The organism is Acidobacteriota bacterium (assembly GCA_033549365.1).
Classification (GTDB): Bacteria; Acidobacteriota; Aminicenantia; order Aminicenantales; family Saccharicenantaceae; genus JAWSUF01.
In genome coordinates, this window is record JAWSUF010000001.1 from 507,595 (window position 1) to 530,256 (window position 22,662).

Annotated in this window: 17 protein-coding genes; 11 read left to right on the plus strand and 6 right to left on the minus strand. The window is 58.8% G+C overall.

Going from position 1 to position 22,662, the window contains the following annotated elements; translation table 11 throughout:
• Positions 1-281: 281 nt before the first annotated feature.
• Positions 282-1,634: an AAA family ATPase gene (locus SCM96_02320; protein ID MDW7759454.1), complete on the minus strand. Its 1,353-nt coding sequence runs from the start codon at positions 1,632-1,634 to the stop codon at positions 282-284.
• A 253-nt stretch (positions 1,635-1,887) separates the two neighbouring features.
• On the opposite strand from SCM96_02320, the gene SCM96_02325 reads away from it, so the two are divergent.
• The 7 genes from SCM96_02325 (at position 1,888) to SCM96_02355 (ending at position 8,374) form a co-directional block, all read left to right on the plus strand.
• A complete protein-coding gene (locus SCM96_02325; GenBank protein ID MDW7759455.1) occupies positions 1,888-2,850 on the plus strand; it encodes a hypothetical protein in 963 nt (320 codons plus the stop codon).
• 40 nt (positions 2,851-2,890) lie between these two features.
• Positions 2,891-3,220 carry a type II toxin-antitoxin system HicB family antitoxin gene (locus SCM96_02330; GenBank protein ID MDW7759456.1) on the plus strand — a complete coding sequence of 110 codons (330 nt, stop codon included), beginning with the start codon at positions 2,891-2,893 and terminating at the stop codon, positions 3,218-3,220.
• Positions 3,208-3,432, plus strand: coding sequence for a type II toxin-antitoxin system HicA family toxin (locus SCM96_02335; protein ID MDW7759457.1), 225 nt, complete (start codon positions 3,208-3,210; stop codon positions 3,430-3,432). The genes SCM96_02330 and SCM96_02335 overlap by 13 nt, the downstream gene beginning before the upstream one ends.
• Positions 3,433-3,738: 306 nt before the next feature.
• The gene (locus SCM96_02340; GenBank protein ID MDW7759458.1) at positions 3,739-5,859 is read left to right on the plus strand and encodes a PAS domain S-box protein; all 2,121 of its coding nucleotides are present in this window, start codon (positions 3,739-3,741) and stop codon (positions 5,857-5,859) included.
• A 218-nt stretch (positions 5,860-6,077) separates the two neighbouring features.
• The gene (locus SCM96_02345; GenBank protein MDW7759459.1) at positions 6,078-6,524 is read left to right on the plus strand and encodes a Fur family transcriptional regulator; all 447 of its coding nucleotides are present in this window, start codon (positions 6,078-6,080) and stop codon (positions 6,522-6,524) included.
• A gap of 21 nt (positions 6,525-6,545) precedes the next feature.
• Positions 6,546-6,932, plus strand: coding sequence for a DUF5320 domain-containing protein (locus SCM96_02350; GenBank protein MDW7759460.1), 387 nt, complete (start codon positions 6,546-6,548; stop codon positions 6,930-6,932).
• Positions 6,929-8,374 (plus strand): NifB/NifX family molybdenum-iron cluster-binding protein, encoded by a 1,446-nt coding sequence (locus tag SCM96_02355; protein ID MDW7759461.1) that lies wholly within the window; start codon positions 6,929-6,931, stop codon positions 8,372-8,374. The genes SCM96_02350 and SCM96_02355 overlap by 4 nt, the downstream gene beginning before the upstream one ends.
• A 116-nt stretch (positions 8,375-8,490) precedes the next feature.
• Here the strand turns inward: SCM96_02355 and SCM96_02360 are convergent, their stop codons facing one another.
• On the minus strand, positions 8,491-8,700 hold the full coding sequence (locus SCM96_02360) for a dodecin family protein (protein ID MDW7759462.1): 210 nt from the start codon (positions 8,698-8,700) through the stop codon (positions 8,491-8,493).
• A 439-nt stretch (positions 8,701-9,139) separates the two neighbouring features.
• Here SCM96_02360 and SCM96_02365 point away from each other — a divergent pair, with 439 nt between their 5' ends.
• Positions 9,140-12,424 carry a glycosyl hydrolase gene (locus tag SCM96_02365; GenBank protein ID MDW7759463.1) on the plus strand — a complete coding sequence of 1,095 codons (3,285 nt, stop codon included), beginning with the start codon at positions 9,140-9,142 and terminating at the stop codon, positions 12,422-12,424.
• A gap of 29 nt (positions 12,425-12,453) precedes the next feature.
• Positions 12,454-15,036, plus strand: a complete 2,583-nt coding sequence (locus tag SCM96_02370; GenBank protein ID MDW7759464.1) for a M14 family metallopeptidase — start codon at positions 12,454-12,456, stop codon at positions 15,034-15,036.
• A gap of 72 nt (positions 15,037-15,108) precedes the next feature.
• Here SCM96_02370 and SCM96_02375 read toward each other — a convergent pair whose 3' ends face one another.
• The 4 genes from SCM96_02375 to trkA all read right to left on the minus strand — a co-directional run bounded on the left by SCM96_02375 (position 15,109) and on the right by trkA (position 20,173).
• Complete coding sequence (locus SCM96_02375) at positions 15,109-15,792, minus strand: metal-dependent hydrolase (protein MDW7759465.1); 684 nt, start codon at positions 15,790-15,792, stop codon at positions 15,109-15,111.
• 284 nt (positions 15,793-16,076) lie between these two features.
• Entirely contained in the window at positions 16,077-17,366 is a 1,290-nt protein-coding gene (locus SCM96_02380; protein MDW7759466.1) for an aldo/keto reductase, read from the minus strand.
• 2 nt (positions 17,367-17,368) lie between these two features.
• Positions 17,369-18,808 (minus strand): TrkH family potassium uptake protein, encoded by a 1,440-nt coding sequence (locus SCM96_02385; protein MDW7759467.1) that lies wholly within the window; start codon positions 18,806-18,808, stop codon positions 17,369-17,371.
• Positions 18,809-18,817: 9 nt separating this feature from the next.
• Positions 18,818-20,173 carry a Trk system potassium transporter TrkA gene (gene trkA / locus SCM96_02390; protein MDW7759468.1) on the minus strand — a complete coding sequence of 452 codons (1,356 nt, stop codon included), beginning with the start codon at positions 20,171-20,173 and terminating at the stop codon, positions 18,818-18,820.
• 166 nt (positions 20,174-20,339) lie between these two features.
• Between trkA and SCM96_02395 the strand changes: the two genes are divergently transcribed.
• Both SCM96_02395 and SCM96_02400 read left to right on the plus strand, forming a co-directional pair.
• Positions 20,340-21,251: a creatininase family protein gene (locus SCM96_02395; protein ID MDW7759469.1), complete on the plus strand. Its 912-nt coding sequence runs from the start codon at positions 20,340-20,342 to the stop codon at positions 21,249-21,251.
• A gap of 63 nt (positions 21,252-21,314) precedes the next feature.
• Positions 21,315-22,502, plus strand: a complete 1,188-nt coding sequence (locus tag SCM96_02400) for a sialidase family protein (GenBank protein ID MDW7759470.1) — start codon at positions 21,315-21,317, stop codon at positions 22,500-22,502.
• Positions 22,503-22,662 lie beyond the last annotated feature (160 nt).

Here is a 22,662-nt window from a genome sequence, read left to right on the forward strand (position 1 = left end):
TCCGGAGGTCCCCAGCGCTTCTCAAGGGCACAAAGAGCCCCTGGGGGCGGGCTTTCAAGGCGGGGTTTTGACCTGTCCAAAAGCTCGGGAACAGCTCGTTTTTTCTGACCCCCTCAGGGCGGCTTATTTTCGCCCCACCTGTTCCCGTTGCCTGGAATAGCTTCTTATGGCGGAAACCCCTCACGTGTCCCACCTGTTCCGACTTGTTCCCGAGGCCCCGGGATAGGTGGCGAAGTGACCTGTCCGTCCCCCACTCTTTTAAGAGGGGGGACAGGACAAGTTCACGGTCCAATCGGCTCATAAGTTTTTGCTCCTCTGAATCCTCTGGAAGAACACCATCGCCCTTCGCGCTCGCCATTTTTTAATAAAGCGATAACCCGCTCTCTTCGACGGACGCCAAGGGTATCCGTCGCCCATCGGATAATTTCGGTTTGGTTGCTGCCTCGGCCGGCGCCGCGAATAAACAAGGAAAGGGACTCCAGGGCGTCCGCGTTGGGGTCCTCGGCCAAACTGAAGCCATCGGCATCGGGGTTGAACTGAAGGAAGAGGCGGAAGGGTTGATAGCGGGTCTTTCCGGTGGCGAGAACAAACCTTGCATCCGGGCCCGGCTCATCATCATCTTGAATTTCATCAAAGCCGCTCCGGCGGGTTCGGTAAAGCCGAATAACGTGATCTGCCAGATCCGAAATGGCGCTTGAACCCTTATAGGTTTGCGAATTCATTTTCGGGGAGTGGTGGATCACGAAAATATCAAAACCCGCCTCGCGCAGCTCTTTGAGCCGCGACATAACCAAGCTCATGTCCTGGCTGCTGTTCTCGTCGCCATCGTGAGCGGCACGCAATGTGTCGATGATTAGCAGACCGGGCGGGAGTTCGAAAAATAGTTTATAGGCCGGGCTGTCCAATTTCGGCGGGGGGGTAGAGGCGGAGAGGTGCCAAAACATGGGGGCCTGGATGTTGAGCTTCCTGGCCCTTTCGCAAATCAAGCTCAATGGATTCTCGTAATCGACGTAATAGACCGGGCGCTTTTTTGTCGCCAGCCCGAGAAAGGGCTCTCCGCGGGAAACGGCGTTTCCCATGCCGAACGAGAAAAAGGTCTTGCCCACGCCACCGGGAGCTGCAAGCATATTGATAGAGCGCGCCGGAACCGCCAATTCCACCGCATAGTTCACGACGACTTCGCGGCTCTGAAGGTCTTGCCCGGAAACCAGAACATCGGCGGGGTTGAATGAGCTCGGGGCGAGCCGGTCCAGGGCCTCGAGGTCGGAGCGGATCTCGGTGAGGTCAATCTCGGGAAGGGTGTCCTGATCGCGAAGGCGGGCCCGGATCCGGCGCGTGATAGCCCGACGGCGGAGCTCAAGAACACGCCCCCGAAATGCGTCGGGCTCAAGCCGGATTTGGCCATCGACTAAACTTCCAACAAACGCCGCCGCGCCATTCCCGCCGATGGACCCGGAAAGAAGAACAGGATCAATCTCTCGGGGCTGACGCTCCGCCCAGGTCCTCGATATTTCTTGAAACGTCTGGCGCGTTCGCCCAGCCGGGAAATCGCCCTCCGTAAGATCTGAGGCCTCGAGGAGCTCCGGACGGAGGATTAGGGCTCCGAGAACGGCTTGAAATAATTGGTCGCTCACGACGCCCCCCGTGATTCACGCCGGGGCCCGGTCCCGGTCTCGATTGCCTCAATGTTGAATCGAACCTGCCTGCCAATGCGCAGGACAGCACCGGGCGGCAGCAGCCCGCGGGCGGCAAGGGAATATAGGGTCTTGCCGTTCATGCCGAAATATGCGGCGGCATCTCGCACGGACACCCACCGCCGCGCCGACGTCATGGGTTGGCCTCCGGGAAGAGCTCGAGCTCGTCTACCCCAAGGATTCCAGCTATGAGATGGCGCTGCTCAGCCGTTGCCCGCCGCCGATTGTTTTCGATGAAGGAAATCGTCGGCCTGCAAATCCCTGTCAGCAACGAGAGGCGCGCCTGCGTCAGCCCCTTGATGGCCCGGGCAATCCGCAAATTATTGACAAATTGTCGCTGCCCACGTATTATCATCTGATACAGAATGTTACAGCAGGGCGGGCTTTGATTGTGAGTCGGAATAGCGGGAAACTTTTTGCCAAACAACTTGAGGGCAGTCAGCAACTTGCGACCGTCTGTGTGGCCGGAATAGAGATGCCAGAGAATGAGTTGTTGAGGGTCTATCCAAAACAAGGCGAGAAGGGTTTTTATGAAAAAGCAGCCCGCGCCTGGGTGGGGCTTGCCAATGATGAGGGGCCAGCGTTCTGGCTTTTCTCCCACATCAAGCCGAGAAGAAATAAGATCGATAGGTTCAACGCCTTTGTCCTTTACTTGGCCCTTTGTTTAAAGCGGCCCTGGGAGAGAAACGGCGGGGGCAGCTGGAGCGCATTTTCCAGTATTTCTGGAAACGACGATCTTTTGTGGCAGATAACATCAATTCTGGAAAGGGTTTCAGATGATTTTCCCGATCTGCCTGATTCACAATTTCTCAAACGGCACTCGAAGAAGAGCGCCTTCAAGGAATCCGTCGCGGAAGTCACCCTGGGCGCCCTTCCCTTTCAAACCGGGGCCGCTATTCAGAAGCTTCTGGCTCCACAAATATCAAAAGTGGAGAGTAAAAAAATTGGGGTTGCCATCAGGCTCGCCCGGAGGATAAAAGAGGGCCGGGTGAAAAAACGCGATCTTCTCAGAGAATTCTCGGGAGACAAAAAGCAAGTAGGGCTCCTGTTGGAGCGCTGGGAGAAAGCTGGATCCATAAAACAGGAGAAATTTATTGGCGGCGCGACCTGGGTATCTCGCGCTCGGCTTAGTGAAAATAATTTGACTTGCCGATAAAAACAAGATATAGGTAGATTAGTGCTCGGGAGGCGACACTATGTCAATCAAGACCACATGGACAGTATCTCTGCCTTTTAAGATTCGCAAAGAAAGAAGCCACTATATTTCCTGGTGTTATCCCCTTGACGTGTCTTCCCAGGGGAAAACTCCTGAAGAAGCTATTAAAAATTTAAAAGAAGCCCTGCACCTGTTTTTAGCCAGTTGCCTTGAAAGGGGAACCCTGGATAGGGTTCTTAAAGATTGCGGATTTGTTCATATTCCCAGAGGAAGCCGTAAATACGCATCAGCAAAAAAGGCCGATGATCCGGAAATATCGATCCCCCTGCCTTTTATGATAGATGAGCAACTGGCAAAATGCCACGGCTAACGCCCGTTCACTATAAAGCCCTGATTAAAGTCTTCCGCCAGGTGGGTTTTTCTATAGATCGGCAAACATCCAGCCACATTCTGATGACCAAAAAAAATATACCCCGACCCTTGGTGATCCCCGCCTATGATGAGGTGGAGGTTAGCATTATTCGAGGACTGCTTCGATCGGCAGGGATGAGCAGATCTGAGTATTTCCGGTTATTGCACTGACGGGATTATTGACGTCCCCTGACGGAAAAGCCCGGGAAAACCTGGGACGGGCGGGCACTCCCTAAAGTCTTTGGATTGAAGCCCTTGGGCTGTTTTTCAAGCATAATCAGCAAGATAGCGGCTACCGGTTAAAGGGGATTCGAAGTCCAGCGCTCTATCCAGCTGAGCTACGGGCGCGCCCGGCCATGATAGATCCTGGCATCCAAAAATGCAAGACGCCGGATTTCTCAGTCTGACGGAAGCCTTCGGTCGGTTGCAATAACTCAAGGTCCTGTGATAATCTCTTGCTTTCGAAAGCAACCCGCCATGGGCAAGACCTCCGCAAAAAAAATCCTCCTCGTCGAAAGTGACAAAGCATCAGCCAAGTCATCCGCCGGATTGCTCAAAAAATTCGGGTTTGGGGTTTCCACGGTTTTCAGCCGGGAAGAAGCACTCAAACGGATCGGAAAAACTCAGGCGGTCGATCTCATCATGATCGGTTTCGGTCCCGGAGAAGGCCGCTATGCCGCGGACACGGCCTCGGCACTCCTCGATATTCAATCAGTTCCCGTCGTTTTCCTGACTGCGGCGTGCGGACCGAAAGACATCAAAAGCATCGGTTCCATCGCGCATTACGGCTGCATCCCGAAAGATGCGGAAGAGTTCATTTATCAAACATCCCTGGATACGGCTTTCAAGCTTTTCGAGGCCTCAAAAAAAATCCAGGAAAGCCAGACACACCTCCAAGCCGTTTTCGAAGCGACGGCCGACGGTCTCCTCGTCGTCGACCTCCAGGGCCGCGTCCGCCGGCGCAACCGGAAGTTCAACGAAATGTGGGGCATTCCCGATGATATTCAAGACGGAGGTCTGGACGACCGCCTGCTTGAATACGTGAAAGACCAACTCGCCGACCCGGACGCGTTCATCGCGGACGTCCAAAGTATTTATGCCTCCCGGAATACTCGTCTCGACACTCTGACCTTCAAGGACGGCCGCATTTTTGAAAGATACACCCAACCTTATGAGACCGAGACCGGCATTCTGGGCCGCATCTGGTCCTTCCGCGACGTCACGGAACGCATGCGAGCCGAAAACGCCCTGGAAGACACCAAGCAACGCCTGGAAACCATCCTGGGCATCACCCGAACGGGCGTCGATGTCATCGACCCGGATTTCAACCTCATTTACGTCGATCCGAACTGGCAGAAGATCTACGGCGATCCGCAGGGGCGCAAGTGCTATGAATACTTCATGGGTCGCAGCGAGCCCTGCCCGGGCTGCGGAATCCCCAAGGCTTTGGAAACACAACAGGTTCAGATCACCGAAGAAACCCTGGTCAAGGAGAACAACCGCATCGTCGAGGTTCACACCATCCCTTTTCTTGACAGCTCGGGTCAATGGTTGGTCGCGGAATTCAACGTCGACATCTCGGACCGCAAGCGGTCCGAGGCGGCGCTTCGCGAAAGCGAGGAATTGCACCGCAGTCTGATCGACAAGGCCTTCGACGGCATCTATCTTATTCGGGATAGACGGTTCGTTTATGTGAATCCGCGCTTTACGGAAATCACGGGATATGGCCTGGAGGACGTCTCCTCCGAGAATTTCGATATGGGGATTCTCGTCACTCCTCAAAGCCGCGGGATTTTCGAAGAACGATACCAGGCCCGTCTCCGCGGGGAGACCATCCCCGATCAATACCAGTTCCAAATCCAGTCGAAGGACGGGAGGATCAAGGAACTCGAGCTCTCCACGGTCTCGCTCGGAAACCAAAGCCACGTCGTCGTTCTGGGCATCATGCGGGATATCACCGAACGCAAAAGAGACGAGCAGAAGCTCCGGGACGCGCTCCAGGAAAAAGACGTGATGTTGAGGGAAATCCACCACCGCGTCAAAAACAACATGCAGGTCATCTCGAGCCTCCTCCGGCTGCAGGCCCGGGTCATCCCGGATCCCGCCCTTCAGAACGCCTTGAACGCCAGCCAGGAACGCATCCGTTCCATGGCCCTCATTCATGAAAAACTCTATAAATCCGAAAACCTGTCCCGCATCAATTTCGGCGAATATATCCATGATCTGGTCAACCGCTTGATGATCATGGCCGAAGGCACCGCGGCATCGATCGATTTCGAAATCGATGCCGATGATGTGGAACTCGACATCAACCAAGCCATCCCCTGCGGCTTGATCGTCAACGAAATCGTATCCAACGCTCTCAAACACGCCTTTCCGGACGGACGGTCGGGAACCCTCCGTGTGGAAATGAAGAAGGAAGAGCCGTCCCGTCTCAAGCTGGTGATCCGCGACGACGGCATCGGAATTCCGGAGAATGTGGACATCCGCAACCCGTCCACGCTGGGTCTCCAGATCGTCAGCGACCTCGTCGGCCAGCTTGACGGAACGATCGAGGTCGATCGCCGCAAAGGAACCGTCTTCAAGATCTGTTTTTAGCCCGCTCCACCGTTTTTTACGCCGGCATTGCCCTTTTTTGCGAAAACTCATGAATTCCTGTATTTTCTACAGGCTCGTCCGGAAATCTGACGGCTCTCCGGCCTGGAGAAACATCGCTTAAGCTTTTGAATCTTTTTTCAATCGGCCCTTGACAAACTTCGTCGCCGGGCGTATTCTATTATTGATAATGATTATCATTAGCGATTGGAAGTGAGATCATGCCCGGACCCCATCACTGGCGGCGGAGATTCCAGGAAAATGTCTGCCGCTGGACGGCGCCCAGAGAGTCGGTTCTCGATCTTTTGAGCCGAACGCAGGGCCACCTTAGCGCCAAGGAAATCTACGGATCGCTCTATCGCACTTATCCCGGACTCGGATTGACCACCGTTTACCGGACCTTGGAACTCCTCCACAGTCTGGGCATTGTCCAGAGAGTTTCCGCGGGAGACGGCCAGAACCGCTACCAGATCCGGAGCGAGCGGCCCGGCGACCATCACCACCATCTCATCTGCACACAATGCGGCAAGATCGTCGATTATCGCGATTTCGTCAAGGAAGAGCTGGAGCTTGTCAACAAGACGGAGCGGGCTCTTTCGAAGAGATACGATTTCAAGATCCGGGATCACAATATCGAATTTTTAGGACTCTGCAAGGATTGCAGATAAAACATTAAAGGAGGATAAATAATGCCGGCTGGAGATCGCACAGGACCTTGGGGCATGGGACCCCGCACGGGGCGCGGATTCGGTTATTGCTCGGGATATGCCGCGCCCGGTTATATGAATCCCGGACCCGGGTTGGGTCTCGGGAGAGGATTCGGCCGCGGCTTCGGGCTCGGCCGGGGTTATGGGCGCGGCATGGGCATGGGTCGGGGCCGCTGGTTCCGGAATCCCGGGATCTGGGGATTCCGGGGTTATCCCGTCCCGCCGGCCGTTCCCTCTGGTTATCCGCCCCAAAGCGAGGAACAGATTCTCGCCGATGAAGCCGCTTTCCTTGAGGGTGAACTCGGACGGATTCGGGAACGTCTCGGAGAGCTGGAAAAGGCCCGCGAAAAAGAAGAGGAATCCGAATGAAGATCGCTGTTTCCACTGAGGGCGGTGCGGTCTCCGCCCATTTCGGACGCTGTCCTTCGTACACAGTCTTTGAGGTGACAGACGGAAAAATCGTCAAGAAAGAGGAAATCGCCAATCCCGGGCACCAACCGGGATTCCTCCCCCGCTTTCTGGCCGAAAAAGGCGTCGAGATCATCATTGCGGGAGGCATGGGCCCCTGTGTGACCGCCCGAGGTCAAGACCTCGACGCGGATGTCGATCCCCGTTTCGGCCGGGCCGCGTATTTTGTCTTTGTCGACCCGGAGACATGGGCCTTCGAGGCTTTCGAAAACCCCTTTGCGGAGGCCGCCCACGGCGCCGGAATCCAGGCCGCCCAATTCATCGCCGAAAAACGACCGGCCGCACTCCTCACGGGACAGGTCGGTCCGAATGCCGGCCAGGTGCAGAGAACGGCCGGGCGAAGGGAAATCCGGGGCGCAGCGACAACACTGACCCTTCAGGACGCCGAAGCCATTCTCCTCGAATGTCCCTCAGTCCGGGCGGCGGCCCCCGTTCAATCCCGGAAAATGCAGGTCAAGTTCGGCAACCTGAACACAAACACGACCATCCTGGGAACAACGCCCGATTACCCGTCGATTCGCGGCGTTCGGGTCAAACGCGTCCTGTTCTTCACGGAGGAGGAAAACCGGGCCGGCCGCCGGGTCGCCGTGCTCGGGCAAACGGTCGTCCGAAACCTTTTCGAGGACCATGACCCGATCGGCGAGACGATCCGGGTCGGACGGGTCGCCTTCGAAGTCATCGGCATCATGAGCCCCAAGGGCGTCGACCTCAATACCGTAGACCAGGACGACCAGATCTTCGTCCCCGTCCGCACGGCCCTCCGCCGAGTCTTCAACGTGAGCCACATCGCCGCCGTCCATATTGAAGTCAAGGACCGGGAGAGGATGGCCTCGGCCGAGGCCGAAGTCCGTGCGCTCCTGCGCGAACGACACCGTCTCGTCAAGCTCGACAAGGCCGACGATTTCACCATTCAAAACCAGAGCGATCTCCTTGAAGCGGAAAGGGAGACAAGCGAAACATTCACGCTTCTCACCGGAAGCATCGCCGCCGTTTCCCTGCTTGTCGGCGGGATCGGCATCCTGGCCGTCATGCTGATGTCCGTGCGCGAAAGGACCAACGAGATCGGCCTGCGCATGGCGGTCGGCGCTTCGCGGAAGGACATCCTGGTCCAGTTCCTGTTCGAAGCGGCGGCCCTCGGCCTGGGCGGCGGGGCGGCCGGGATCGCCGTCGGGATCGCCGCAGCCGTCCTGATCAACGCCGCGACACACTGGACGGCCGCGATCTCCCTGTCCTCCATCGTCATCGCCTTTTCCTTTTCCCTCGCGGTCGGCCTCTTTTTCGGCGTCGCCCCGGCCCGCAAGGCCTCGCGGCTCAACCCGATCGAGGCTCTGCGCAGCGAGTGAAATGGCAACTTGCCGGTCGAGGCGACCCGAAGCGTGCTGAGGGCCCGGGATTTCAGCCCGGCCTGGAGCCTGGAAAAGATCCTAAGGCGGACAAGCGCCGCCTTCTGCTTCTGTCCTCAGCGGTCGTCCTTGACCTTGAAGGCAAGCTTCAGGTTAGCACGGTATTCCGCGATAGTCCCATTTTCAACCCGGGCGGTCTGGGCAACGACCTCCACGCCGGTAATGCCGCTGACCGTCTCATGGGCTTCTTTGACGGCATTGTTAGCCGCGTCTTCCCAGCTTTCCTTCGAAGTCCCGATTAACTCGATTACCTTGATAGTGTTCATGTTTTCTCCTTTTATTGTTTGTTATTTTGCAGGTTCTTCCGGCCGGATGTCATTGCCTTTGAGCATCAGACCGGACGAGCCCCGCAGCCGCCTTGAAACATGAATCGGCACGATCGAATAAACTTGCAAGAAATATGCCAATCCCCGAGGACCGATTGGCCGGGAAATCATGCAGAAATTCTCTCTGCCGGTGTTCCGGCCCGTCTCCCAGTCCTCTCAGATAGGATTTTTGTCCTTCAGAGCAGGCACCAGTGAGCGGGAGATGAAGTTGAACGCGGATCCGCGCCGAGAGTGAAAACAAAATCGAAATGGCTTTCCCCCCACGCCGAAATCAGGCACAATAGGATGTATGGATCATCACTCTTCAGCCGCCGTTATCATCCCTGACCCATCGACGAGCGGCGATTACGGATACGTCGGGAATTCCAGGAGGTACATTATGAAAAACTTTCGTTTTGTCATCGGAACCATTGCACTTCTCGCCGTCATCTCGGTCGGGATGGCGGGAGCCGCCGGAGCGGCATCCTCCGGCCAATCCCTGGATTCCGCCCTCCTCTCCGGGCTCCGGTTCCGGGGCATCGGTCCGGCGCTCATGTCCGGTCGCATCAGTTATATCGCCGTTCACCCGGAACGCGAAAGCACCTGGTATGTGGCCGTAGGTTCGGGCGGCGTCTGGAAAACGGAAAACGCCGGAACGACCTGGGCGCCCGTCTTCGACAAGCAGGCTTCCTACTCCATCGGCTGTGTGACCATTGACCCCAACCATCCGGAGATCGTCTGGGTCGGAACGGGGGAGAAAGTCAGCGGTCGCCACGCCGGCTGGGGCGACGGCGTCTACAAGAGCCTCGATGCGGGGCGGACCTGGAAAAACATGGGACTCGGCCGTTCCGAACATATTTCCAAGATCATGGTCGATCCCCGCGACTCCCAAGTCGTCTATGTCGCATCGGAAGGCCCGCTCTGGTCATCCGGCGGAGACCGGGGCCTTTATAAGTCCGATGACGGCGGGGAAACCTGGACCCAGTCCTTGAAGATCAGCCCCGATACCGGCGTCTCAGGCTTGGATTTTCACCCCTCGGAACCCGACACGATCTACGCCGCAGCCTACCAGCGCCGGCGCAGCGCGGCCGCCTTCATGGGCGGCGGACCCGAATCCGGGATCTATAAATCCACCGACGGCGGCAAGACCTGGAAGAAACTCTCCGTCGGCCTGCCTCGGGGTGACATGGGGCGGATCGACATCGCCGTATCCCCGATAGACCCGCGCTTCGTTTATGCCACGATCGAGGCCGGTGATGCGGAAAAAGGCTTTTATCGGTCGAGCGACAGGGGGGAAAGCTGGGAAAAACGCAGTTCCTATATCAGCGGCGGAACCGGCCCACACTATTACCAGAAGATTTTCGCCGATCCCCACCGCTTCGACCGCGTCTACCAAATGGACGTCTGGACCCAGGTCACGGCCGACGGAGGCAAAACATGGTCACGGCCGAACGAGACCCATAAACACTCCGACAACCACGCCCTGGCTTTCACCTCTGATCCCGACCATCTCATCTCCGGGACGGACGGCGGTCTCTATGAGTCCCGGGACCTGGGGCAAACCTGGTCCTTCATGGCCAACCTGCCGGTCACCCAGTTTTACAAGCTGGCCCTGGACAACGCCGAACCTTTCTACAATGTCCACGGCGGGACTCAGGACAACTCCAGCCAGATCGGCCCGTCGCGCACTCTGAGCGAAAACGGCATCCGGAACAGCGACTGGTCCATCACGACCGGCGCCGACGGCCACGACTGCGCCTTCGATCCGACCGACCCGAACATCGTTTACGCCGAGATGCAGAACGGAGCCCTCCACCGCTTCGACAGGCGGACGGGCGAGCAGGTCTCCATCCGGCCGTCTCCGGAACCGGAGGACGAGCCCTTCCGCTTCAACTGGGATGCCCCGATCATCATCAGTCCCCACTCCCCCACCCGCCTTTACTTCGCCGCCCAATACGTGTTCCGCAGCAACGACCGCGGCGATTCCTGGACGCGGATCAGCCCCGATTTGACGCGGAATATCTTCCGGCTCGATCAGCCGATCATGGGGCGGACCTGGTCCGTCGACGCCCTCTGGCATCACGGCGCAATGTCGCTTTACGGCACGATTTCATCGATCTCCGAATCCCCGCTCGTTGAAGGCCTGATCTATGCCGGAACGGACGACGGGTTGATCCAGGTGACCGAGGACGGCGGCCGGACCTGGCGCCGGGCGGGACGCGCCCAAGGCGTTCCCGAACGGGCCTTCGTCAACCGCATCCGGACCTCGCGCCATGACCCCGACACCGTCTACGCCGCGCTCGACGACCACAAATCCGGCAACTTCAAGCCCTATCTGATCAAGAGCACGGACCGCGGACGGACCTGGACATCCATTGTCCGCGGACTCCCCGAGAAGACCATCGTCTGGTCCATCATCGAAGACGCCGTCAAGAAAGGCCTCCTTTTTATCGGCACGGAATTCGGCATCTATGTCTCGCCCGACGACGGCGGCCGCTGGATCCGGCTCCAGGGCGGGCTGCCGACGATTTCCTTCCGCGACATCGCCGTCCAGGACCGCGAAGTCGATCTCGTCGGCGCCTCCTTCGGCCGCGGCTTTTACGTCCTGGATGACTACTCGCCGCTTCGCCATATCGACGCCCAGGCGTTGTCTTCGGAAGGGCGCCTCTTCCCGATCAAGGACGCCAGGCTGTACCAGCCGCAAAGGCCGTTGTCGCTTCGCGGCAAGGCTTTTCTGGGCGACAACTATTACCTGGCGCCCAACCCGCCTTTCGGGGCCGTCATGACATATTATCTCCGGGATTCCCTGAAGACTCTGCGCGAGGAGCGCCTGGAAAAGGAGAAAGCCGCCGCCGCGGCCGGCAAGGATATCCCTTTCCCCGGCTGGGAACGTCTCCGTGAGGAGGATCAGGAGGAGCGGCCGGCCGTCGTCCTGATCGTAAGGGATGAAGAAGGCCGCGTTGTGCGGAGGATCGAAGGCCCGGCGACACTGGGAATCCACCGTGTGAGCTGGGACCTGCGATATCCCCCCGTCAATCCCGTCGAACTCGTCGAACGGGAAATGGCGCCCTGGTCCGAATCCGCAGTGGGTCCCTTCGTCGCCCCGGGGACGTTCACGGTCTCGCTGGCCAAACGCGTTAACGGAGAATTCATCCCCCTCGGCGACGATCAGCCGCTGGTCGTCGAATCCCTCGTGCTGTCACCTCTTCAGGCGGAGGACCGCAAAGCCCTCCTCGCTTTCCAGAAAGAAGTCGGCGCGCTCCAGAGAGCCATGATGGGTGCCACGGCCGCGGCGCAGGAGGTGTCCCGACAGATTCCGTTCATGAAGAAAGCGCTGATGGACACTCCGGGCGCCGGGCGGGAGTTGTTCCTGCGTGTCGCGGAGTTTGAAAACCGTTTCCGTGAGGTGACGGAGGCACTCTACGGCGACCGGACGGTCCGCCGCTATTCCGAGCCGGCCAAGACCCCTCTCGTCTGGATGGTCGACGCCCAGCTTCGAGCGACGGCGCCGATTACGGAACAGAACCGCAGGAATTTCGAGGCGGCGGCCGCGGCCTTCGCAGGCCTGCAGGAGGACCTGCGCCGGTTGATCGACGTCGAATTCAAAAAACTGGCGGACGATCTGGAAGCGGCCGGCGCGCCGTGGACCCCGGGCCGCGGCGTCCCCGCCTGGAAAAAGAAGTGAATCCTTAAATCCGACGGAAGGAGATCCACATGAAAAACAGAAAAATCCTATCCCATCCGGCTTTGATATTCATCATGCTTGCGGGAATCGCCGCAGGGGCCATCGCTCAAACACAAATCACACCCCCCGAGGACTATTTCGGCTTCCGGCTCGGATCCGACCGGAACATCGCCCGCTGGGACAAGATCGTCGATTATTTCAGGATCCTGGAAAAGGAAAGCCCGCGGATCAAGGTCATCGACATGGGGCCGTCCACCATGGGTCATCCTTTTCTCCTGGTCATCGTTTCCTCTCCGGAAAACCTGGCCGATCTCGATCGCCTCCAAAAAATCAACGCCGGAATCAGCGACCCTCGGAAGGTTCCCGAATCCGAGATCGAAAACCTGATCCGGGACGGAAAAGCCGTCATCTGTCAGTCCATGAGCCTCCATGCCACGGAGATCGGCGGCACCCAAATGGCGCCGGAGCTGGCCTACGACCTGGCCGCCCGGAACGACGAGGAGACGCGGCGGATTCTCGACAACGTGCTCTTTTTCATGATTCCCTGCTTCAATCCCGACGGCCAGATTATGGTTACGGACTGGCATAATCAAATGTTGGGGACGGAGTACGAAGGCGGCAGTCCGCCCTGGCTCTATCACAAGTACGCCGGCCACGACAACAACCGCGACGGAGATTTCCTCAATCTCGTGGAGTCCGTTTATGCCGCTCGCATCATGTACCGGGACTGGCCGCCCCAGGCCTATATCGATCACCATCACATGGGAAGTTACGGCGCCCGTTTCTACGTCCCGCCGTATGGAGAACCGATCCGGCCGCATGCCGACCCCCTCGTCTGGCGGGAGATCAGCTGGTACGGCGCCCACATCGCCTACAAACTGGAGGAAAACGGCAAAGCGGGGATTCTCAACGCCGCCCAATTTCCAGGTTGGGGCCATTTCGGATGGCACTGGATCACCCCTTTTCACAACATCGCAGGAATGCTGACCGAATCGGCCGGTGCAAAGGGCGCTTTTCCGCTTTATATCCATCCCGAGCAACTCCAGGCCGGGGCCAGGCAGTTCCCGGACTACGAAGCCCAGTCGACATTCCCGAATCCCTGGCCCGGCGGCTGGTGGACATTACGGGATATCGTCGAGCAGAAAAAAATTTCCGCCTGGGCTCTTCTGGATCTCGCCGCCCGGAACCGGGAAACCGTACTGCGAAACGCCGTCCTCAAGGCCAAGCGCCAGACGGAAAGGGGCGCGCAAGGCAAGCCGAAGATCTATGTCGTCCCCAAGTCTCAGCACGATCCGCTGACGGCCTTAAAGATGATCAACACGCTCCTGCAATCGGGCATTGAGATCCAGAGGGCCCGCGCGGCCTTCACCGCCGGCAGCGTCGTCTATCCCGAGGGATCCTTCCTGATCTCTCCGGCCCAACCCAAAATGGGGCTCATCCGGAACCTGATCGGCAGGACCCTCTATCCGGACAACGCCTGGACACGGGACAAAGACGGGAATCCCCTGCGGCCTTACGACTCGGCGACACACACGATGAACGAGTTCATGGGCGTCCGTGTCGATCCGATCGACGACGCCGTCCGGGGCGACTTCCAGGTCCTCGAAGAAGGGGTGGTCGTCAAGGGCGGATTCACGCCCGGAAAACCGGCCTACCGCCTGGACACCCGATTGAACGATTCCTTCAAGGCGGCGAATCTCCTCCTCGCAAAGGGCGTTGCCGTCCGGCGGGTGGAGACCGACCTGACGGGCTTCCGGCCCGGGGATTTTATCGTGTCCGGCGGCCGGGATGATCTCCTTCGGGATACGGCGGAGAGGACGGGAGTTGATTTTCATATCCTGGAGAGTCTCCCTACCGAAGGAACGCGCCCGGTCAAAGCTCCTCGAATCGGCATGTACCAACGCACGTGGGGCGGCAATATGGATGAAGGCTGGACCCGCCTCCTGCTCGAGAACTTCGAATTTCCCTATACATCCTTAATGGACGCGGATATCCGGAAACCGGGCCTTAACGCCCGATTCGACATCATCGTCCTCCCCAGCGATCAGACGGCCTTGATCATGGGCGAAATTCCCGAATCCTTTCGGCGCTGGATGACGGCATCTTATCCGCCCGAGTTCAGGAGCGGGCTCGGAAAGGAGGGACGGGCGGCGCTTCAATCCTTCGTCCAAAACGGAGGAACCCTCGTCGCCCTCCGGGAGGCCTGCAATTTTGCCGTCGAGACGCTGGGATTGAGCGTCCGGAATACCGTCGACGGGCTCGCCGCCAAAGACTTTTTCTGTCCCGGCTCCACGGTCCACGCCGCCTTCGATACGGGGCATCCCCTGGCCTGGGGCATGCCCGAGGAAGGCCTGATTCTTTCCTGGAACGGACCGGCTTTCGAAATCCTTCCGGGACCGGCGAACGACCGGTACCGGACCGTTGTTCGTTACAGCGAGAAAAATCTTCTCCGGAGCGGCTGGCTCATCGGCGAGGAGCACCTGGCCAACAAACCGGCCATGATCGAGGCGGAATCCGGACGAGGGCGTGTGGTTCTCATCGGGTTCCCGGCCCAACACCGGAGCCAAACTCACGGAACATTCAAGCTGTTTTTCAATGCCTTGATGCGTTGAGCGAAAAGATGTGCGCCGGGCTGGGCGTGAAAACACCCGGATCCGGATTGCGAGAGTGTGTGTGCGATCCAATCAGAACGTGACGCTTTCGCCCGGCTTCAGGAGGACAACCTTGGCGTCCGTTTCCTTCTCAACGCGCTGAGCCCATGCGGCCGGGTCCTGGGCGATCAGGTCCCATGTCCCGAAGTGGATGGGAATGACCTGCTTCGGCCGCAGGAGTTTCACGGCCCGGAGCGCGTCATCGGGGCCCATCGTGAAATTGTCGCCGATGGGAATGACGGCCAGATCAAGACCTTCGTCTCCGATCAATTTCATATCGCCGAAAAGACCCGTATCGCAGGCGAAATACATTTTCTTGCCGTCGTTCGCCGTCAGGAGAAACCCGGCGGGATTGCCGCCGTAAGAACCGTCCGGAAGCGCGCTGCCGTGAATGGCGTCAGTCAGCTTGAGATAGCCGAACGGGTGCTTGAATCCGCCTCCGATGTGCTGGGGATGGGTCGACGCAACGCCCTGGCTTCCGAGCCAGTTCGATATTTCGAAATTGCTGATGATCCGGGCTCCCGTTCGCTTGGCGATGGCCACGGCATCGCCGACGTGGTCGCCGTGGCCGTGACTGACCAGAATGAAATCGGCTTCGACATCGTTCGGGCCGGCATTTGCCGAAGGATTGCCCGTGAAAAAGGGATCGATCAGGATTTTATGGCCGCCGGTCTCCAGGCTGAGTGTCGCGTGGCCATGCCAGGTCAGTTTTGTCATCGTTGCCTCCTTATCACTATCATTATCAATATGATAATCGATTGAACTTCGGGCGTCAAAGAAAACCGGCACGACCCGGGCGTTTTCCCGCACACCTTCAGTCAGAGATTGGTGTGTGCGCAAGCCGAGATTGCCGTAGCGATGAGGAGCGGACTGCGCAGGCGTAGTTGAGCTACGTCGAGCAGGCCGCGACGAAATCGATGCGGTGAGATCGGCTTGCCCGAAGGGTCATTACGCCGGATAGAAAAAGAGATGAAACTCGGCGTAATGACGCACACCCAATCTCAAAGGGTGAGTTGGGAGTGGGCGAGAAGAAGCATCCCCTTGGCGGGCACGCCGTAGGGACAGGCGGACTCGCAATAGCCCGGGCAGGCGGCACAGGCGTCGGCCCGGACGCCGGGGATCGCAGCGTAGAACTCCATGGCTTCTCTCTCCCGGCCCTGGGCCGCAAAGTAATGGTTGTAGCGGAGGATGGTGTTCACGGGAACGCCGTGGGGACACGCAGGTTCGCACACCCCGCAGGCATGGCGGCAGTAAAGCGCTCCGCAACCGTCCTTGTAGGAGGCCAGGACGGCCTTATCCGCGCCGTTCGTTCGGGTTCCCGACAGCCGGAGATAGCTTTCGAGTTCGTCATAGTTCGCGGCGCGGCAACAGATCGAGCTCACGTCGGGATTGTCCAGGCAGAAGCGGACCGCCGCAGCCTGAATCTCTTCGGGACTGCCGAGATTGTTGTCGTGGATGAAACTCTCGGCCTTCTCGATCATCTCCTTGTAGCGCTCCAAGCCCTCCCGGATGAGAGGGTTGACATCTTTTTTCTCGGACTCCAGGTTCTCGACGCGCGATTTGAGGCTGTAGTAGATCCCCACCGGCTTGGTTTTCATGAGGACGGCCCCTATGTTTTTTTCCCGGCAGGCGGCCAGGACGCGGTCGCCACGGTCCATCTGGAGAAAATTGTAGGCCAGGAGAAACAGGTCGAACCGTCCGTCCTCGGCGGCCGCAAGAAGGACGCTGTCCATTCCCATCTCCGGGGCGCGAAGCCAGAAGGAGCCGTGGTGAGAGGCGCCGACGCATTTCACGCGGCCCTCGGCCTTCAGTTCGCGCATGGCGTCGTGAAAGCCCGGCGTGTCGAGTGTTTCCGGACGTTCGGGCATATGCATGAGGAGGCAGTCCACGTATTCCGTTTCCAGCTCTTCGAGACACTTGCGGGCCCGCTTCAGGAACCCTTCCTTGGATTTGTCCGCCTGGACTTCAAGCTTGGTCGTGACGAAAATCTTTGTCCGGTCCCGGCCCTTGAGGGTTCGGGCGACAACCCGGTGGTGTCCGGGGTATTCCTCGGCCGAGTCGATATAGTTCATGCCGGAATCAAGCGCGCGGCCGAGGACACCCTCGTCCATGATCGATCCGGCGCACAGGTCGGAAATACGGAATCCCGTCCGGCCGAGTGTCCGGTATTCCCGGATTCGGGGTACGTCGTCCGGAATTACGCTTTTCGGGCGGGCGGTTCCGGCGCTCAGAGGCAATCCGGCGCCCAGGGCGCCCGCCGCGGCGGATGTGAGGAATTGTCTGCGTTTCATGATCATCTCCAAAAGTCTTTCGTAAATAGAACAAGAATGGTATAGATTTCGAGCCGGCCGGCCAGCATGCAGAAACTGAGCAGCCATTTGCCGGCCAGCGGGATATGCTGGTAATTCTCAGCCGGCCCCACGGATCCCAGTCCGGGGCCGATGTTCCCGATCGAGGCCGTAACCGAGGCGAAGGCGCTGACCAGATCCAAACCCATGAGAGTCATGGCGAATGTCGAGACAAGCAAAATCCCGATGTAAAGAAACATGAAGCCGAGAATATTGATGATGAGGCCTTGAGAAACGGTTTTATCGTCGACGCGCACGGGCATAACCGCTCTCGGGTGAAGCATCCGCTTCAACTCAATCAAGCCCTGTTTGAAAAGGATCATGACCCGGAGAACCTTGATGCTTCCCCCCGTCGACCCGGCACACCCCCCGATAAACATCAGGAACAGCAGGATGAGCTGGGCCGACGTGGACCACCCCCCGAAGTCCGCCGTTGTGAATCCCGTCGTCGTCGTGATGGAGACGGTCTGGAAAAGCGAATGGCGCACGGCATGGCCGGTGGACAGAGCTCCCGTGATGAGGTTGTCGGCCGTCAGAAGAACGCCGAAGACAGCGACGATTCCGAGATAGAAACGGAACTCCTCGCTTTTCCAATAGGTCGACGGTTTCCCCCTCAGCGCATGGTAGTGAAGGGAAAAATTGGTTCCGGCAATCAGCATGAAGACAATGATGACGGCCTCGATGAAGACGCTGTTGAATCCGCCGATGGAGGCCGTGCGTGTCGAAAATCCCCCGGTCGCCATGGTCCCAAAGGTCTGGCACAAGGCTTCATGAAGATTCAGTCCCCCAACAAGAAGAAGCAGGGCTTCGATCCCGCTCAGAATAAGATAGACTTTCCATAACGTCATGGCCGTCTGGCGGATGCGCGGAGTGATCTTGTCCGGCGTGGGTCCCGGGATTTCGGCCTTGTAGAGCTGCATGCCGCCGACTCCCAACATGGGCAGAATGGCCAGGGACAGAACGATGATGCCCATGCCGCCGATCCAGTGGGTCAGGCTCCGCCAGAAGAGCAGGCCGTGGGACAGGTCCTCGACACGGACCAGAATCGTCGCTCCCGTCGTTGTAAAGCCGGACATGCTTTCGAAAAAGGCATCCGAATACAGGGAGATTTCTCCCGACAAATAAAACGGCAGGGCACCGAAGGCCGAAGCCAGGACCCAACCCAGGGTGACAACGGCGAAACTGTCCCGAAGCATCATTTCACCGCGGAAACGGAAGGCCAGGGCAAAGAATGCTCCCGCCGAAATGGTAATTCCCGCCGAAATCAGGATGGCCGAAAGATCGTTTCCCCCGTAATACCAGGCAAACAGCGCCGGAACAGCCATGAGCAACCCAATGCAAAGGACTAAAAGCCCGAGGACGTGACCGACGGCCCGGATGTTCACGATATCACGCTAACTCGAAAAGAGTTTGTCGACATCTTGGAGGGATTGCGGCAGCGAAAAGATCACGACGTGGTCGCCCGGCTCGATCCGCGTGTCCCCAAAGGGAATAAAGACGCTGTCGTCCCGGGTGACGGCGCCCACGATTGCGCCGTCCGGAAAGCTGATCTTGCTGAGGGGTTTGCGCACGATGCGTGATTCTTCATGAGCCAGGTACTCCACGACCTGGGCATCGACTCCCGACAGGTTGGCCAGGGACACGACATCGCCTCTCCGGATCAGGCGAAGGATGGTGTTTGAAGTGATGAGGTTTGTATTGACCGCGGCGTTCACGCCGATCGGCGCCATGAGGGGCAGGTATTCCCGGCGGTTCACCAGGGCGATGGTCTTGGTCACGCCCAGATGCTTGGCCAGGAGGCTGGTCAGGATGTTGGTTTCCTCGTCGTTCGTGGCGCTGATCAGGGCGTCCATCTCCAGGATATCCTCCGTCGCCAGGAGGTTGAAATCCCGGCCGTCGCCCTGAATGACCAGCGTGCGTTTCAATTCGTCGGCCAGAGTTTGGGCCTGGTCGGGATCGGATTCGATGAGCTTGATGCTGACGTCGCCCTCCTGCTCGAGAAGACGGGCCGTCTTCCGGCCCACGCGGCCTCCGCCCAGGATCATGATTTTGTTCAGTTTTTCGTCGGACTTCCCCATGAGTTCGATGACTTCGGGGATGTCCTCCGCGGCGGCAATGATGAAAACCTGATCCCGGGGCAGATAGAGGTCGCTTCCGCCCGGTATGATGGTCTTGTTGTTGCGCAGGATGGCCACCGTCCGGAAGACCTTGTCCGGAAAATCGCGGCTGACTTTTTCAAGTGTCTGGTGCTTGATCGGACATGTGGCATCGATCCGGATGCCGAGGACCTGAATCCTCTTGTCGGCGAATTCCAGAACGTCCGATGCGGCTCCCCGCTTGATGAGCAGAACGATTTCCTTGGCCGTTTCGACCTCGGGTTGAATAGCGACATCGACGCCCCAGTCGGAAAGCCGGAAAAGCGGCGGATTGTCAAAGAACGACACGTTGCGGATTCGGGCGATTTTCTGCTTGACGCCGTAGCGCGCCGCCATGCTGCAGGCCAGAACATTCTGTTCGTCGTTTCCCGTGACGGCGATCAACATGTCGGCATCGGCGATTCCGGCGGCCTCGAGAGCGGCATGATCCGTTCCGCAACCCTGGAGAACTTTGATGTCCAGACAGTCGTCCGCGTTTCGGCATTGGGGAGGATTGATCTCGACCCCGACGATGTCATGGTTTTCCAGGGACAGAACCTTGGCCAGATGCATGCCGACCTGACCCAGGCCGATGAGAACGATATTGAGGCTCATGGGAATTTCACGTGGATACCGATTTCGACTTTATAATCTTGTCATTTGATGAATCCTAACCTATAACACAAGGTCAAAAGGAAGTCAAAAACGAAAACTCGTGCAGCGGCAATTCATGATAGAATAGCCTACGCATCAAGACCCATCGAATCAAAGGAGGTCCCCCATGAACAATCATCAAAGATCCGGCGGCACTTATGCTTTCTGCTGCATCGCGATTCTTCTCATGGCAGCCGGTTTTCCCGAACCGGCCGTCGGCGCGCCGGCAGCGGCCCAAGCCAAGGTCCTTCAGGAGATGAGCTGGGTGGATGTCCGCGACTATCTCACAACAAGCGACATGGTTCTCATTCCTATGGGGAGCACCGAACAGCATGGTCCGCATCTTCCCCTCGGGACGGACTTCTACGAGGCCATGGGCGCGGCGCGGATGATCTCGGAGCGCACGGGCCTTCTGGTCGCCCCGGTCGTCATGTCCGGATACAGCGTCTATCATTCGGGTTTTCCGGGCAGCCTGAGCCTCAAGCCCGAAACCATGACCCAGGTCCTCTTCGAGACGGCCGAAATCCTCATCCAATACGGCTTTCGCCGCATCCTCTTCTTCAACTATCACGGCGGCAATAACATCGTCCAGCAGAGGGTCATCCACCGGATCAATCACGAGACCGAGGCCGTCGCCGTCGCCGTGGGACACGGCAGCTCGATCATGAAGGAATCGGGCGGCGTGCCGGGCGACATGCACGGCGGCGTCAACGAAACCTCCCTCATGCTCTATCTCCACCCGGAACTTGTCCGCATGGACCGGGCGGAAAAACCGGTCATGCGATATACGGAACGGTCGGAAAAGCTGCGGGCCGCGGCCGCCGACAATCCGAGGTTGAACAACATTCTCGACACCCTGCTGGGAGTCCCCGTCGAGACGAAAAAAGGCGGGGCCAGCCATGAGCTGTCCTCGAACGGGATCTGGTCCTTCCGCGATCCCCGCGAGGCGAATGTCGAACTCGGCCGGAAGATGGCCGAAACCATGGTCGACCAGGTCGTCCGCTTCATCGAAGCCTGGAGAAAAATCGAAGGCCGCTGATATCCCGCATTGGGGAACTTTGCCGACTTCCATAGATTCCCTTTTTTCAAGAGGTGGATGCCAATGAAAAGCTTGAGGCGGGAAAACAGCCGTTCCGTGACGACGGGAATCGCCGCGGCGATCGCCCTGGCAGCCTATTTTTTTGCCACCTGCGGCCGGACGGCGCCTGAGCCGGGCCCTGTCCCGCGCGGCTTTTCGATCCCTCTTGTCGATCTCTCCGCCGAAACCGATCGGCAGATCGTCGTCGACCGTGAACCCGGTCAATATCTTGGACACCCGACGACCGTTCTTCTCGAGGACGGAAGCACAATGATCGCCGTCTATCCCAAGGGCCACGGACGCGGCGCCATCGTCATGAAGCGGAGTTCGGACGGCGGATTGACCTGGAGCGAACGCCTGCCCGTTCCGGACAATTGGGCGACCTCCCTCGAAACGCCGACCCTTCACCGGGTCATCGGACCCGACGGGCTGCGGCGACTTATTCTGTTTTCGGGACTCTATCCGGCCCGGATGTCGGTCTCTGAGGACGACGGCGCGACCTGGACACCGCTCGAGGCGGTCGGCGACTGGGGCGGGATCGTCGTCATGTCGAGCGTCGTCGAGCTTCGCGGCGGCCCCGGCCGCTATCTGGCCATGTTTCACGACGACGGCCGTTTCTTCACCGAGGAATCCCGGGAAGAGACGCCCCGGGTTTTCACCCTCTATACAACATTTTCAGAGAACGGCGGGCTGACCTGGACTTTCCCCGAGCCCGTTTATCGCTCCAGCGAAATCCATCTCTGCGAGCCCGGCGTGGTCTGTTCGCCGGACGGCCGAACGCTGGCCGCCCTTCTCCGCGAGAACAGCCGGACCCGCAATTCCTTCGTCATCTTTTCGGAGGACGAAGGCCGGACGTGGAGCGCGCCGCGGGAGCTTCCGGGATCGCTTACGGGCGACCGCCACACCGGCAAATACGGCCCCGACGGACGGTTGCTCGTCTCCTTCCGGGACATGGCCCACGACAGCCCGACGCGCGGTGACTGGGTCGCCTGGGTCGGGACGTTCGACGACATCGCCCGCGGGAACGAGGGCCAAGCCCGGATCCGGATCATGGACAACACCAAAGACGCCGACTGCGCCTATCCCGGCGTCGAGGTTCTTCCCGACGGCACGTTCGTCCTGACGACTTACGGCCACTGGACGGAGGGTGAGCCGCCTTATATTGTGAGCGTCCGCCTCCGGCTCGCCGAAATCGACCGCATCAAACAATAAGATCGAGTCGACCGGCGCCCGCATGCAGATCCTCTTGATGCCGTGCTCGTGGCTCAGGACATCTGTCCGGGAACGTGCCCTCTCGTGACCGGCGACCGGGAATTCGAGAAAACTTGCCAGGCCGTCGATATCGACTGGCTCGACGAGACAGCCAGGAAAG